Raw genomic sequence first — 14,473 nt, forward strand, 5'->3', positions numbered from 1 at the left:
GTAATCTAGGGAGATCGACATGGCTGACTCGGTACATGACAAGCTCAAGCGCGTGCGCAAGCCGCGGGTCCACATAACTTACGATGTGGAAACCGAAGGCGCCCAAGAGGTCAAGGAATTGCCCTTCGTCGTCGGCGTGATGGGTGATTTTTCGGGCGACTCCGCTGTCGCCAAGAAGAGCCTCAAGGAACGCAAGTTCGTCGACCTCAAGAAGGACAAGTTCGATCAGGTTCTCGCCAAGATCGAACCCGGCGTGAAGATGAAGGTCGAGAACACGCTCGAAAAGAATGGCAAGGAATTCGAAGTCAACCTCAAGTTCAGCTCGATGGACGACTTCGAGCCGGAAAAGATCGTCGAGCAGGTGGAGCCGCTGCGCAAGCTGATGGAAACCCGCAACCGGCTGCGCGATCTCATGGCCAAGGCTGACAGCTCGGAAGAGCTCGAAAACCTCCTCGAACAGATTCTCGGCGATCAGGACAAGCTGAGCCAACTCTCTGCCCAGCTTGGCAGCAGCGACAAGCCCTCGGAGTAAGGCAATGGCAGAAATGGAAACCCAAGGCGGCGCGGCCGTCAGCACCGAGACCGTAAACGCGCCAGCCAGCTTGCTGGACGAAGCGATTGCCGTCACCAAGCAGACCGAGCCGACACGGGTCGAGGAACTGATGCGCACGCTCGCCGAAGAGGCGATGAGCGGTACGGTGCAGTTCAACAAGAACCTCACCGTTACGCTGCGCGATGCAATTGCCAAGATCGACGCGCAGATTTCCGAACAGCTCGCCGCGATCATGCATGCGGAGAAGTTCAAGAAGCTCGAGGGCAGCTGGCGCGGTCTGCACTATCTGGTCAAGAACTCGGAAATCAGCACCTCGCTGCGGGTGCAGATGCTGAACGTCACCAAGAAGGAGATCTCCAACGATCTCGCCAAGGCGACGGACTTCGACCAGTCCACACTGTTCAAGAAGGTCTACGAGGAACAGTTCGGCATGGCAGGCGGCGAGCCGTTCGGCGCGCTGGTCGGCGATTTCTACTTCGGCAAGCATCCCGACGACATCGAACTGCTCACGAACATCTCGAGCGTCGCGGCTGCGGGCTTCACGCCGTTCATTTCGGCGGCGGATGCCAATCTGTTCAGCATGGACAGCTTCAAGGAGCTCTCCAAGCCGATGGACATGAAGCAGATGTTCGAAACGGCCGACTACCAGAAGTGGAATGGCTTCCGGCAGACCGACGACTCGCGCTTCGTCACGTTGACGATGCCGCGCGTGCTCGCCCGCCTGCCTTATGGCCGCGACACCAAGAAGGTCGAGGCGTTCGAGTACGAGGAAGCGCCGCGCGATGCGAACGGTGCGCCCAAGGCAATGGATCACGATGACTATTGCTGGATGAACGCGGCCTATGCGCTGGCGGCGCGGATGACCGATGCGTTTTCCCAGTATGGCTGGTGCACCGCGATCCGCGGAGCAGAGGGCGGCGGCAAGGTTTCCAATCTGCCGACCCACGTGTTCCAGTCCGATGACGGCGATCTCGATACGCAGTGCCCCACCGAGATCGGCATCACGGACCGGCGCGAGAAGGAACTGTCCGACCTCGGCTTCCTGCCGCTCTGCCACTACAAGAATACCGATTATTCGGTGTTCTTCGGTGCGCAGACTACGCAGAAGCCGAAGGCTTATGACCGGCCCGAGGCAACGGCGAATGCCGCGATCTCGGCGCGCCTGCCCTACATCATGGCGACCAGCCGGTTCGCACACTACCTGAAGGTGATGGCGCGCGACAAGATCGGCTCGTTCATGGAGGCCAGCGACTGCGAGACCTGGCTGAACCGCTGGATCATGAACTACGTCAATGCGACAGAAGGTGCCGGGCAGGAATCGCGGGCCAAGTACCCGCTTCGCGAAGCGCGGGTCGAGGTGAAGGAAGTGCCGGGAGCACCCGGTTCCTACAGCGCCGTGGCACACCTGCGGCCGTGGCTGCAGTTTGAGGAACTGTCGACCTCGATGCGCCTGGTTGCCCGCATCCCGTCCGCGTCCTGATACGCGGCAGAACCAATGGCGTCGTCGCCAGCCAGGGCCGCAGTGCCTGACGCGGAGACGGCGCCAGCGGCCCAGTCGGCAGCAAGGGTTCACTCCGATCCGGGTGCGGTGCGCGCGCGTGCGAATGCACTGATCGCCCGGATCGATGGTGACCTTGGCCGACAACTTGATGCGATCCTGCATCATCCGGCGTTCAAGAAGCTTGAGGCCCTGTGGCGCGGGGTCAAATGGCTGATCGACGATGTCGACGATCCAGCCGTCTGTATCCGCATCCTCGATGTGCGCTGGACCGAGATATCCCGCGACCTCGAACGGGCGCTCGACTTCGATCAGAGCAGCATCTTCGATCTGGTCTACAGCCAGGAGTTCGGCATGCCGGGCGGGCGGCCTTATGGCATGGTCGTTGTCGATCACGCCGTGTCGCACCGGCTCGGTCGCGGCAGCAAGGTCGATGACATCGAAGTGCTCGAGGGGCTGATGGGTGTTGCTGCGGCGGCATTCACGCCTGTCGTGTTTGGCGTCGATCCGTCGATGCTTGCGCTCGACCAACTCGATGAGATCGATCTGCGGCAGGAACTTGGCGCGACATTCGCCGATCCGCAGTTCGCGCGCTGGAACCGTATGCGCTTGCGGCCGGACAGCCGCTTTCTGGCCGGAGTCGTCACGCGCGTACTTGTTCGCCGTCCACATCGCGGACGGGATCATCCCAGGCTCGGCTTCGTCTATGACGAGAAGGTGGCGGATACGCGCGACCTTCTGTGGCTCCATGGCGGCTTTGCCCTGGCCCACGTGGCGCTGCGCGCGCAGGCCAAGAACCGCTGGCCGGCGGCGATCCGCGGCACCGTGCCACCGGGCGAGGGGGGGCTGGTCAATGGCCCGGTCCGCCACTTCCTGCCGAGCGACGAGCCCGGGTTCGTTGTCCGCTATCCCGTGGAAGCTGCCGTTTCGGAAGGTCAGGAAGTGGTCCTGAATGACAATGGCCTTCTCGCGCTGCGGCAGATGCACCTGACTGGCAATGTCGCCTTCATGAATCTGCCCAGCCTGCACCGCCCACCCGATTACGATGGCGAGGCAGCGCGCATGAATGCCAAGATGGGCGGCATGCTCAACTATGTGCTGTGCGTTGCGCGATTTGCCCATTACGTGAAGGTGATCGCACGCGACTGGGTGGGGAAATACAATGATGCGGCCGAGTGCGAGCGCCTGTTGCAGCGCTGGTTGCAGAGCTTTGTCACGGCCAATGATGATGCGAGCCCGGAAATGCGCGTCCGCTATCCCTTGCGCGAGGGGCGCGTGAGCGTTGCCGAATTGCCCGGCAAGCCCGGCTGCTATGGCTGCGACATCTATTTGCGCCCGCATTATCAACTGGATCAGATCACGTCCGAGTTTCGCCTCACCACGGTAATCGGCACTGAAGGAGCTGGCTGATGGCGCTCACGATCACCCAGTCGCTGATCGATCGGCTGATCGATGATGATCCCAACGGATCGGCCGACCACTATGAAACCGAGGATGAGGCCATCGCCCGGTACAAGGTGGCGCTGCGGCGCGATCTGGAAAGTCTGCTCAACACGACGCGGCCGTGGCTGCCGGTGCTGGAACGCTATCCGGGGCTGGAGCGCACCATTGTCACCTATGGCATGCCCGATCTTTCCACCGAGGATATGTCTGTGCCGGCCGTGCGCGAACGCGTCAGGCGTGTGATCGCGCAGGCCATTCGCGAGCACGAGCCGCGCCTGTCTTCGATCGACATCGAGATGGAACAAGGGCCAACCTCGCGCGGGATGCGCCTTCGCATCACGGCGGTGCTGACCGTACTGCAGGGTGAGGAGCCGGTGACGTACGAGGCTTCCGTGCGCCCGGGCGACCGTGCAATTGAAGTGAAGCTCTCCGCATGATCGATGATCTGATTGCCTATTATCAGCGCGAACTTGATTATCTCAAACGCAACGCCGGTGCGTTTGCCGAAGCCTATCCCCGCTATGCCGCGCGTCTGCGCATCAGCCGCGATGCGATCGAAGATCCCCACGTCAACCGCCTGATCGAGTCGGTTGCGTTTCTCAACGCACGGCTGCGGCACAAGCTCGATGAGGACTACTCCGAGCTTTCCGATGCCTTGCTGCTCACGCTCTATCCGCACCTGATCCAGCCGCTGCCCTCGCTTATGGTGGTGCGTCTTGAGCCTGAGGCGGAGCTGGCCGAACCCTCCGCGGTGCCCGAAGGCACGATCATTACCACCGAGGCGCTGGATGGCGTGGCCTGCCAGTTCCGGCTGTGCAGCGATACCCGGCTGCTGCCTCTGCGCATTGCCGAAGCCTCCATGGTGGGGCCGCCGTTCGATGCACCGGTCACGGTCCCCGGCGCGCGCGGCATGCTGCGGCTCGTGTTCGAGACGACCAAGCCCGAGGTCGATCTGGCCGCGCTCGATATCGAGAATCTGCGGTTGTTCATCAAGAGCGATGGCCGCCGAGCGCAGATCCTGCTTGAGCAGCTTGGCGCCAACTTGCTGGGCGGCGGTGTGGCAACCGGGCCGAGCGACCCCAATGCCACGCTGCTCGGGCAGGACTGTGTGACCCTGCTGGGCCTCGATGAAGCGGGCCTGTTGCTGCCGCAGACGACAACTGCCCGCAAGTCCTACGGCCTGTTGCAGGAGCACTTCGCCTATCCGCAGAAGCACCTGTTTTTCCGGATTTCCGGGCTTGATCGCCGGTTGCTGGTCGCGACCGGCAACCGCTTCGAGATATACCTGTTTTTCGACCGGGTGGCCGCCGAACTGGAGCGCGTGGTGCGCGCCGATGATTTCGAACTGCACGCCGTGCCTGCACTCAACTTGTTCCCGGTGGAGGCGGAGCCGATCCACCTTGACCACACCTCGGTCGAATACCGGATCGTGCCGGATGCCAGGGCCGAGGATGCACTCGAGGTGCATTCGGTTACCCGGGTGATCCTGCAGACGGCCAATGGGGAACGGATCGAGGCGCCTTCGCTCTATTCCTTCGAGCCGGGCACCAATGCATCGAACACCTCGTACCACGCGGTCTCGCGCCGCTCGAGCTTCAGCAAAGGCGGCGGGGACGATGTCTTCCTGACCATAGCGGATCTCGCGGCAAAGCTGCATGCCGACGATACGACCGTGGTGAACACGTCGATTCTGGCCACCAATCGCGAACTGCCGGCACGGCTGCCGTTTGGCGGCGGGCGGCCGTGGCTCGATGTTGCGGGTACGATCAATGGCCTTGTCGGCGCCAGCGCGCTGACCAAGCCTACTCCGACACGGCGGCCGACGCGTGGTTCTGCCGCGCATTGGAAGCTGATCGGCCAACTCTCGCTCAATTACCTCTCGCTGGTGGGCAATGATCGTTCAGCGCAGGCCCTGCGCGAGGTTCTGGCGATCTACGACACGGGCAACACGCCCGACAGCGAGTATCTGCGCGAACGGCTTATCGGCATCTCCGCGGAGCCCGGTGTTGCCCGTCTGCGCTTTCGCGGGCACGCCGCGATGTGCTCTGGTATCGATGTGACGCTGGTGATCGATGACGAGCGGCTTTCGGGATCGGGATCCTTCCTGCTCTGTGCGGTGATCGAGCGCTTCCTCGCCGGTGCCTGTGCGCTCAACAGCTTCGTCCGCGTGACAGCGCGGCTGCAGCGCGAGACGGGGGCGTGGAAGACCTGGCCTCCGCGCGTCGGCGACCGGCCGCTGGTGTGATGAAGAGGCAAGGCGCCGACATGGGCGAAGCGCTCCGATGATCGCTGTCGGGACCCTGCTCGAGCGCCTGCGGCGCTCGAACTTCGTGCAGGCGGTGCGGCAGGCGCACGTCTGGGCCTGGCTGAACGGCAACGAATCCGAACTCGGCCGGGATGCGCCGCCTGCGGCTGAACCGACGCGGCTTTCCGCGTCCGACCGCATGCATATGCCGGTGACGGATATCGCCCGCACCGACCATTGGTCCGAAGGTCCCGAAGCAGCCCGGAGCGGTCCGACAGGCACATCGGACAAGCGCCTCAGCATCGTGGCCAACGTGATGGGCTTTGCCGGCGCAACACCGGCGCTGCCGCAAGCCTACAGCGAGTTGCAGTTGCAGCGGCGGCGCGCGCGCGATTTTGCCTTTTCCCACTTTCTCGCGCTGTTCGATCACCGCACGCTGTCATTCTTCTGGCGCATTGCGGAAAAGTACTCCTGGCCGCTTATGGCCGAGCGGGGTGCCCGGCAGAAGACATCGGACAAGGACGCGAAGGACGACATCCAGCGCGCGCTCGTCACGCTGGCCGGAGTGGCCAGCGATGGCGCGCGCAACCGACTTGATGTCCCGGATGCAGCGCTGGTCACGCTCGTCGGCCATCTGGCGGATGCCCGGCGCAGTGCCGCCAGCGTGCAGACCGTGCTTCAGGTCCTGACCGGTCTGCCGCTTCGCCTTATCGAGGGAACGCCGACCTGGATGGCCGTACCCTTGTCGGAGCAGACCCGGATCGGCGGTCCTTTTGCGGGCTTTGCCCGGCTTGGTGAGGGGCCAGGGGCGGAGGGCGCCGGCGCGAGCGCGGCCGCGATGATCGGCTCCAACGTTCTCGATGCGCAGCATCATTTCGTCGTCGAGGTGGGGCCGCTTTCATGGAGCAGGGTGCAGGAGTTTTGTTGCCATCCGGGAAATCGGCGCAAGATCGCCCAGATCTGCGCATTGGCGGCAGGCATCGAGCAGCGGCCTTCGTTGCGGCTGCTGGTCGCGACATCCGCGATCCCCGAATTGCGTCTCGGGGCGAGCGATGAGCCGGCCATGCTGGGCTGGACGACATGGCTGGGATCGCCGGTGCGAGCGAACGGAATTGCCGATGATTGCTTGATTCCGATCGATTCGGCTGCGCTTTCCGGAGGGTAAGCGTAGTCAAGGTTACGCTTACCATTACAATTATTGTCGCATCTCGTTGCTGTTGTCATTGTTCCTAAATGATCCGGTCCTTGGTGGATCGATGCATATTCGGTTGACGCTGCCAAATTGACGGGCATTGTGTCGGCGTCTGGAAGTATGGTGATGGTCAGACTCGGACTCGCAAGGGTTTCGAGAGACACGAACAGGAACAGCCAATCCGGTAAATCCGGACTCTCCAGCGGTTCGGGCCGGAAAGACACCAGGAACCCTCGAGCGATTCGTTGTGGGCGTGGTGAGGGAGGGGCAGAAACGTGGAGTTGAATCTCAAGAGTCTGATCGGGAAGCTGGATGATACCTGTCGGCAGGCGCTGGAGGCTGCTGCCGGCCTCGCACTGTCGCGGACGAATTACGACATCGAGATCGAGCATTGGCTCAACCGGCTGCTGGAGCGGCAAACCTCTGACGTGGCGGTGATCGCCAGCCACTTCGAAGTGGATATCGGTCGGCTTGCGCAAGACATCAACCGCCAGATCGACGGGTTCAAGTCTGGCAATGGCCGCTCGCCGGCGATTGCGCCGAACCTCGTCAAGCTGATCCGCGAGGCGTGGCTGGTCTGTTCGCTCGAGTATGGCGCCGGGCAGATCCGTTCGGGCCATCTGCTGCTCGCACTGCTGACGACCACCGATCTGTCGAGCATTGCGCGCGATGCCAGCTCGCACTTCGCCAAAATCCCGGCAGAAACCCTGCGCGCGGCCTTTGCCGCGATTACCGCGAGCTCGGAAGAGGCTGTCGCGGCGACGACGGCACCAGCCACGGGCAGCGGCAAGTCGGCTTCGCCGGTTCAGGCCGGGGCACCCGGCGGTGAGGCGCTGGCGAAATTCTGCATCGACCTCACGCAGCAGGCGGCGGACGGGAAGATCGATCCGATTTTCGGGCGCGATCCCGAAATTCGCCAGATCATCGATATTCTTACCAGGCGGCGGCAGAACAATCCGATCCTCACGGGCGAGGCCGGTGTTGGCAAGACCGCCGTGGTCGAGGGCTTTGCGCTTCGCATCATTCAGGGTGACGTGCCCGAGAACCTGCGCAACATTCGTCTGCTCTCGCTCGATCTTGGCCTGCTGCAGGCAGGTGCAGGGATCAAGGGCGAGTTTGAGAACCGGCTGAAATCGGTGATCGAGGAGGTCAAGAAGAGCCCGATCCCGATCATCATGTTCATCGACGAGGCGCACACGCTGATCGGCGCTGGTGGGGCTGAAGGGCAGAACGATGCTGCCAACCTGCTCAAACCCGCGCTGGCACGCGGTGAAATGCGCACGATCGCGGCGACGACCTGGGCGGAATACAAGAAGTATTTCGAGAAGGATCCTGCGCTGACCCGCCGTTTCCAGGTGGTGAAGGTCGAGGAGCCGAGCGAGGCGCTGGCTGTCGCCATGTTGCGCGGGCTGGTTCCCGTGCTGGAGAAGCACCACGGCGTTGCCATTCTGGGTGAGGCGCTGGAGGCAGCGTCAGGCCTCTCGCACCGCTATATCAGCGGGCGGCAACTGCCGGACAAGGCGATCTCGCTGCTCGATACGGCGTGTGCCCGTGTCGGCATCAGCCAGGTCGCCACGCCGGCCGCCGTGGAGGACCTGGAACGGCAGCTAGGTTTGCTTGATTCCGAAGTGCGGATGCTTGAGCGTGAGGGCAAGGCGGGCGCTGACGTCACAGCCAAGCTTGCGGAGAAATCCGCCGAGCGCGAGAAGATCGAGGCCGACAAGGCCGAGCGGACAGAGGCCTGGCAGGCCGAGCTTGAAGCGGTGAAGGCCGTGGCGGCAGCGCGTGCGGTTGCAGCGGATGCCGTTGATGGCACGCCCGAGGCGGAGGCCGCGATTGCCGCGCTGCGAGAGGCTCAGGCGAAGCTGGCAGAGCTTCAGGGCGAAACGCCGATGATCCACGACGTTGTGGATTACAATGCCGTGGCAGAGGTGCTGGCAGGCTGGACCGGGATTCCCGTCGGCCGCATGGTCAACGACGAGATCCGCTCGGTGCTCAGCGTTGCCGAAAAGCTGGCGGAGCGTATCAAGGGGCAGCCCTATGCGCTCGAGATGATCGCGCAGACCGTGAAGACGGCGCGCGCAGGCCTCGCCGATCCGCGCAAGCCGCTTGGCATATTCCTTTTCTGCGGCACATCCGGTGTCGGCAAGACCGAGACCGCGCTAGCGCTTGCCGAGCTGCTTTATGGCGGCGAGCAGAACGTCACCGTGATCAACATGAGCGAGTTCAAGGAGGAGCATAAGGTCTCCACGCTCGTCGGCGCGGCCCCGGGGTACGTGGGGTATGGCGAAGGCGGGGTGCTGACCGAGGCGGTGCGGCGCAAGCCCTATTCGGTGATCCTGCTCGACGAGATGGAAAAGGCGCATCCCGGTGTGCAGGATGTGTTTTACCAGGTGTTCGACAAGGGCATGATGAAGGACGGTCAGGGCCGCGATATCGATTTCAAGAACACCCTGATCATCATGACCTCGAACGCGGGCACCGACACGATCGAGGATCTGTGCCGTGCCAAGGGCAAGGACGAGATGCCGGGGCCCGAGGAACTGGCCCAGGAATTGCGCCCGTCGCTGCTTGAGTACTTCAAGCCCGCGTTCCTCGGCCGCGTGGTCACCGTGCCGTTCTTCCCGCTCGAACCGGAAATCCTGCGGGAGATCGTGGTCATCAATCTCAATCGGATCCGGCGCCGGGTTACTTCGAGTTATGGTGCTGAATTCACGTGGGATGATGCACTTCTCGACCGTCTCGTCGCGCGCTGCACCGAAGTTGAAAGCGGTGCTCGCAACATCGAGAACATCCTCAAGCGCGGGTTGCTTGCGGACCTCGCCGGACAATTGCTGGAGCTCCGCGCCGAAGGTAAGGATGTCAGCAAAGTTGAAGTTACTGAAGGTGAAGGTTTGGATTACGCATTCAAGATTACGTGATAGTAGTAGTGTCATCGGGGAATACACCCGAACAGGAAGTCAATCGGAAGGAGGCTAATCATGGCTATTTATCTCAAGTTTGACAGCATCAAGGGTGGTGCTACCGACAAGGCGTTCAAGGACCAGATCGAACTGTCGAGCTTTCAGTGGGGCGCCGGCGTTGGCGTTGGCAGCCCGCGCGGTGGCAATCGCACCTCGAGCGAACCGAGCGTCTCGGAAATCACGGCATCCAAGGTCCTCGACAAGTCCTCGGAAGGCCTGTTCAAGGCTCTCCTCAAGGGCGAACCGGTGGGCAAGGGAACGGTCTCGTTCACTGCGGCGAGCAAGGGCGAGTCGGTCGCCTATCTGACGCTGGAACTGGAAGACGTGATCATCTCGGGCTTCTCGGTGTCGAGCGGTGGCGATGTGCCTTCGGAAAGCCTGTCGCTCAACTTCACGAAGTTCGACTGGTGCTACACCGATCGCGATGGAAAGCAGACCGGCAGCCCGACCCACCTGGTGTACAACCTCGCCGAAAACTCAGTCGGCTGATCTGGCTCCGTTCAACAGGTGGTCCTGGTCGGGGCCGCCTGTTGAACGGGACCGGTATTCTGCCGCAGGCCAGCGATGGGTAAACACCTTCTCAATCTTCGCGTCCTTGCTGATGCGGCGATCAACGATTACTCGCTTCTGGGTTTCGAGGGGCGTGAGGAGATCTCGCAGCCGTTCGATTATCGGCTCGAACTCGTCACGAATGCCTCGCCGAACCTTTCGCAATGGATTGGCAAACTCGCCGAGTTTGATATCGACCCGGGCATGGGCAATGCGCGGGTCTTTGCCGGGCGCATCTATGCGGCACGCCGCGTTGTCGATGGTGACGTGGGGCGTATCTTCGTCTCGGTCCGGCCCGCGTACCACGCCTTGTCATACGCCAAAGCCACACAGTTCATTCAGGACAAGAGCAGCAAAGATATCTTCGAGGCGATGTGCACCGATGTGACCGGACTGGTGAAGACCGTCTCGTTGCAGCCTGCTCCGCCCAAGCGCGGCTATGCGGTGCGCTACGACGAAAGCGAGATCGATTTCCTTGCGCGGCTGCTCGCGCAGGACGGCATCATGTATTTCTTCGCATACGATCGCAACTCGGGGCCGTTCCGCCACAAGATGATCGTGACCAACAAAACGGCCGATTACCTCGAGATCGACGGCAGCCCGCTGGAATTCGTCAGCAACAGTCCCATCGGTCATGTCGACGTTCTGGAGAGCTGTTTTTCGGCTTTGCCCAGCAAATCGAAGCATGTGTCGTTCAATGTGAACAAGCTGGATAGCCCGTTTACCTCGCAGTCGACCACCAGCCTTCAGTGGGGCGCTGTCTACACCCACGAGCATGAGACGATCGGGTTCGAGGCGTTGAATGCGCAGGATATCTCGAGCCGCGCGGGGGCAACCGATGAACATCACGACCAAGCTGCGAGCTTCATCGAGGGAAGCTCTTTCGAGCACAGCATAACGGCCGGCGGTCGGGCCGAACTCAAGGGAGCGGACGGTCTGGCGCCGAGCTGGGTGGTGTTTACCACAGTTGTGCATTCGGCGCGCGATCCATGGATGTTCGGCGACGACCAGCAGGCCACATATCGCAATCGGTTCAGCGCGATCGCATCCTCGCAGCGATATCGCCCTCCGGTGAATGTGCCGCAGCGGCTGGCACCCGGGCCGCTTCTAGGGGTTGTTGCTTTTGATGGCGCCACGGCGGGCGAGATCAAGGTCGACAAGGAATGGCGCGTACCGGTCGCGATTTCCAATTCAAGGAATGATGGCAAGTTCGACCCGGTGGTTTGGCTGCCGGTGCAGCAGCAATGGTCGCATTCCACGCATGGCGCACAGTTCTTTCCGCGCATCGGCGCGCGCGTGATTGTCGATTTTCTCTATGGCAATCCTGACCTGCCGATCATTACCGGCTGCATGTATACCCCATCGCAGGCCTATCCGTTCGATCCGGCCAGCAAGGTGACACAGTCGGGCTGGCGGTCTGTTACCGAGAAGAATGGCGGGATCAAGCAGGAGCTCTATTTCGAGGACAAGAGCGGCTCGGAGGAAATCAAGCTCTACACCGGGCGTGATTACCGCCGTGAGATCGATCAGGACGATTGGGGCACGGTAAAGCGCGACCAGACCCTTGAAGTGCAGCGCGATCGCGTGCGCAAGGTCAAAGGCAAGGAAACGGTGGACGTCGATCAGACGCGAACCATCACCGTCCAGCAGAAAAACCTTTTGGAATCAAAGGCCGAGATTCAGCTTAAGGTCGGAAGTTCGACCATCACGCTCAAGCCGGACGGGATTGAGATCAAGGCGCTGAAAATCACGATCAAGGCCGAGACCAAGGTGGAGATGCAAGGCGGGGCGCAATTCTCGATTTCCGGGCCCTTGGGCGAGGTCAAGGCCGATGGCATTCTGACCGTCAAGGGCGGCATGGTGATGATCAACTGATGTCGAGTTCACCCATCTCAATTCCGCTGCGCTTTCAGCGAGCCGAACTTGAGGCCAAGGCAGACCTGGAGCCTGAAGGGCGCGCCATGCTCGCCGAGATCGGCCACCCCGAACAGCTGGTGCAAGCCCTCATCGATAGTGGCAATGCGCGGGATGCGATCCATTCGCTCGTTTTGATCCTGCCGCACCGGCATGCGGTGTGGTGGGGCTGCATGGCCGCAAGAATCCTGCCGAACCTTGATGCACGTCGTGCTGATCTGGCCGCGTTGGTTGCGGCCGAGCGCTGGGTGCAATCTGGCAGTGCCGCCGATGCGGAAGCTGCCGGGGAGGCTGCGGAAGCCACCAACCGCGATTTTGCGCCATCATGGGTGGCGACGGCAGCATTCTGGTCGGGCCGGTCGATCGCTCCGCGCGGATTGCAGGCAGTGCCACCTGCTCCTCACCTTGCCGGCGTGGCGACGCGCATCGCCCTCAAGTTGCTGGCAACGGACCCGGCCCTGCAAGGCCGGATCGGGTTTGCCGATTTCCTGCCGCTGGGCATGGCATTGCTTGCCGGTGGCAACGGGGTGGATGCGCAGGCGGCCTTGCGTGATCGCGTGGCTCAATTGCCGCCTCCAGGGCGATAAGCCATGTGGACTTTGATCGTATCGCGCCTGAATGATCCGCCAGGCAGCTACCTCGACAAACGCCAGCTCGATGCGGGGCAGCTCATCGTGGGGCGGAGCAAGAAATCCGCCGATCTTGTGCTGCCTGACGAGCAGGGCTTCGTCTCGCGCGAGCACTGCGTGATCGCGGCGCTGGGGATCGACCTGTTCGTCACGGATACCAGCAAGAACGGCGTTGCGCTCAACACGCCGGGGCAGCGGATCCTTCCGGCCCAACCCGTGGCGATCCGCCCCGGTGACCGCCTCATCATCAATGACTTCGTCATTGCCGTGAGCACGCCCGAGGCAGCACGGACGATGTCCATGACGCCGCCGCCAATGGCACCGTTGCCGCAGGCCAGCACCGCAGGGGACGATATCTGGGGCGCTGGTGAGGCCAATCCGTTTCTGGGAGACATGGGCGGCAGCAAGTTTGGCGATGGCGGCTTGAACTTCGGCAGCGAGGTCCATGATTTTCTCGCGGGGCCGGGCGGACTGGGCGGCAGTCCCGCCGCACCGCCGCCGCCGGATCCGCTTCCCCCGATGGGCAACTTCGGCTTTGGTGAGCCATTCGGTCAGGCCTACGAGGCGCGGCCGATCATGGCCGAAGTCGATCCGTTTTCCAGCAGCCTGGCTATCCCCGATGACTGGGCCAATCCGGGCAACGGCGTCGGGGATGGCTTGCCGATCCCGGATTTCGCGTTTTCTCCGCAAGGGGGCCGCCCGCCGCCGCCGCCTCCTCTTTCCCCCATCGAGCCGGGTGTCTCGAATCCCTTCGCGGGCCTCGATGCGCCGTTCGGCGCGCTTCCGCCGCTGGGCGAGGAATCGCAGCCCGAGGCGCCTTTTGCTCCGATCGCTGCGCCTCCCCCGCCTGCTGTTTCACCGCCGCCGCCATCGGCACCTGCCGGCCCAAGTGGTTCCGCAAACTGGGCAGCCTTTTACGAAGGGGCCGGGTTCAGCCCGGAAGAGCTCAAGCTGCCACCGGACGCGATGTTCCGCCTCGGGGTGTTCTACCGGCAGGTGCTGCTCGCGTTGTGCGACATTCTGCAGGATCGCGCGACGTTCAAGGATGAGTTCCGGGTGGAGCGCACCCAGATGAGCGGCGGCCGCAACAACCCGCTCAAGCACTTGCCGGCGTTCGAGGCGGCAAAGGTGGTGCTGGGCAATCCGCTGCCGGGCTTCATGGACGGAGAGGAGGCGCTGCGCACCGCCTTCGAGGATATCAAGCGGCATCAGATGGCCATGCTGGCGGGCGTGCAGAATGCGCTGACCACGGTCTTCTCCCGGCTTTCGCCGGCCGAGATGGAAAAGCTGGTGGCCGCTGCCGAAGGCGACAAGAAGGGTCTTTTTTCGCGGCGCACAGATCGATGGTCGATCTATGTCACGATCTATGAGAACCTCCGCAAGGACGCGACGTCGAATGCGAATGGAGTCATGGGTTCGGCCTTTCGCGAAGGCTACGAGAAGTTCACGAAGTCTGTACGGTGAGACGCCGCGAAGGGGGTAGGATC

Annotated in this window: 11 protein-coding genes; all 11 read left to right on the forward strand. The window is 62.5% G+C overall.

Annotated elements, in window-relative coordinates; translation table 11 throughout:
- Nucleotides 1-19 precede the first annotated feature (19 nt).
- Nucleotides 20-532 (forward strand): type VI secretion system contractile sheath small subunit, encoded by a 513-nt coding sequence (tssB, locus tag Q0071_RS01410; protein ID WP_298164464.1) that lies wholly within the window; start codon nt 20-22, stop codon nt 530-532.
- Between the two features lie 13 nt (nt 533-545).
- Nucleotides 546-2,033: a type VI secretion system contractile sheath large subunit gene (tssC, locus tag Q0071_RS01415; RefSeq protein WP_298164466.1), complete on the forward strand. Its 1,488-nt coding sequence runs from the start codon at nt 546-548 to the stop codon at nt 2,031-2,033.
- A gap of 42 nt (nt 2,034-2,075) precedes the next feature.
- Nucleotides 2,076-3,461, forward strand: coding sequence for a type VI secretion system contractile sheath large subunit (gene tssC, locus Q0071_RS01420; RefSeq protein WP_298164468.1), 1,386 nt, complete (start codon nt 2,076-2,078; stop codon nt 3,459-3,461).
- Nucleotides 3,461-3,931, forward strand: coding sequence for a type VI secretion system baseplate subunit TssE (gene tssE, locus Q0071_RS01425; protein WP_298164470.1), 471 nt, complete (start codon nt 3,461-3,463; stop codon nt 3,929-3,931). Before tssC (Q0071_RS01420) ends, tssE begins: the two co-directional genes overlap by 1 nt.
- Complete coding sequence (tssF, locus tag Q0071_RS01430; protein ID WP_298164472.1) at nt 3,928-5,739, forward strand: type VI secretion system baseplate subunit TssF; 1,812 nt, start codon at nt 3,928-3,930, stop codon at nt 5,737-5,739. The genes tssE and tssF overlap by 4 nt, the downstream gene beginning before the upstream one ends.
- A gap of 37 nt (nt 5,740-5,776) precedes the next feature.
- Nucleotides 5,777-6,904, forward strand: a complete 1,128-nt coding sequence (gene tssG / locus Q0071_RS01435) for a type VI secretion system baseplate subunit TssG (RefSeq protein WP_298164474.1) — start codon at nt 5,777-5,779, stop codon at nt 6,902-6,904.
- A 302-nt stretch (nt 6,905-7,206) separates the two neighbouring features.
- Complete coding sequence (gene tssH / locus Q0071_RS01440) at nt 7,207-9,852, forward strand: type VI secretion system ATPase TssH (protein WP_298164476.1); 2,646 nt, start codon at nt 7,207-7,209, stop codon at nt 9,850-9,852.
- Nucleotides 9,853-9,912: 60 nt separating this feature from the next.
- Entirely contained in the window at nt 9,913-10,383 is a 471-nt protein-coding gene (locus Q0071_RS01445; RefSeq protein ID WP_298164477.1) for a type VI secretion system tube protein Hcp, read from the forward strand.
- A gap of 75 nt (nt 10,384-10,458) precedes the next feature.
- Nucleotides 10,459-12,318 carry a type VI secretion system tip protein TssI/VgrG gene (gene tssI, locus Q0071_RS01450; RefSeq protein WP_298164480.1) on the forward strand — a complete coding sequence of 620 codons (1,860 nt, stop codon included), beginning with the start codon at nt 10,459-10,461 and terminating at the stop codon, nt 12,316-12,318.
- On the forward strand, nt 12,318-12,944 hold the full coding sequence (locus tag Q0071_RS01455) for a hypothetical protein (RefSeq protein WP_298164482.1): 627 nt from the start codon (nt 12,318-12,320) through the stop codon (nt 12,942-12,944). The genes tssI and Q0071_RS01455 overlap by 1 nt, the downstream gene beginning before the upstream one ends.
- Nucleotides 12,945-12,947: 3 nt before the next feature.
- A complete protein-coding gene (gene tagH, locus Q0071_RS01460; protein WP_298164484.1) occupies nt 12,948-14,450 on the forward strand; it encodes a type VI secretion system-associated FHA domain protein TagH in 1,503 nt (500 codons plus the stop codon).
- Nucleotides 14,451-14,473 lie beyond the last annotated feature (23 nt).

Origin of the sequence: Novosphingobium sp., assembly GCF_027486195.1 — a bacterium.
Lineage (GTDB): Bacteria > Pseudomonadota > Alphaproteobacteria > Sphingomonadales > Sphingomonadaceae > Novosphingobium.

Coding starts and splice junctions, on each gene's coding strand:
- tssB (WP_298164464.1), top strand. CDS start 20: ATGGCTGACTCGGTACATGACAAGCTCAAGCGCGTGCGCAAGCCGCGG.
- tssC (WP_298164466.1), top strand. CDS start 546: ATGGAAACCCAAGGCGGCGCGGCCGTCAGCACCGAGACCGTAAACGCG.
- tssE (WP_298164470.1), top strand. CDS start 3,461: ATGGCGCTCACGATCACCCAGTCGCTGATCGATCGGCTGATCGATGAT.
- tssF (WP_298164472.1), top strand. CDS start 3,928: ATGATCGATGATCTGATTGCCTATTATCAGCGCGAACTTGATTATCTC.
- tssG (WP_298164474.1), top strand. CDS start 5,777: ATGATCGCTGTCGGGACCCTGCTCGAGCGCCTGCGGCGCTCGAACTTC.
- Q0071_RS01445 (WP_298164477.1), top strand. CDS start 9,913: ATGGCTATTTATCTCAAGTTTGACAGCATCAAGGGTGGTGCTACCGAC.
- tssI (WP_298164480.1), top strand. CDS start 10,459: ATGGGTAAACACCTTCTCAATCTTCGCGTCCTTGCTGATGCGGCGATC.
- Q0071_RS01455 (WP_298164482.1), top strand. CDS start 12,318: ATGTCGAGTTCACCCATCTCAATTCCGCTGCGCTTTCAGCGAGCCGAA.
- tagH (WP_298164484.1), top strand. CDS start 12,948: ATGTGGACTTTGATCGTATCGCGCCTGAATGATCCGCCAGGCAGCTAC.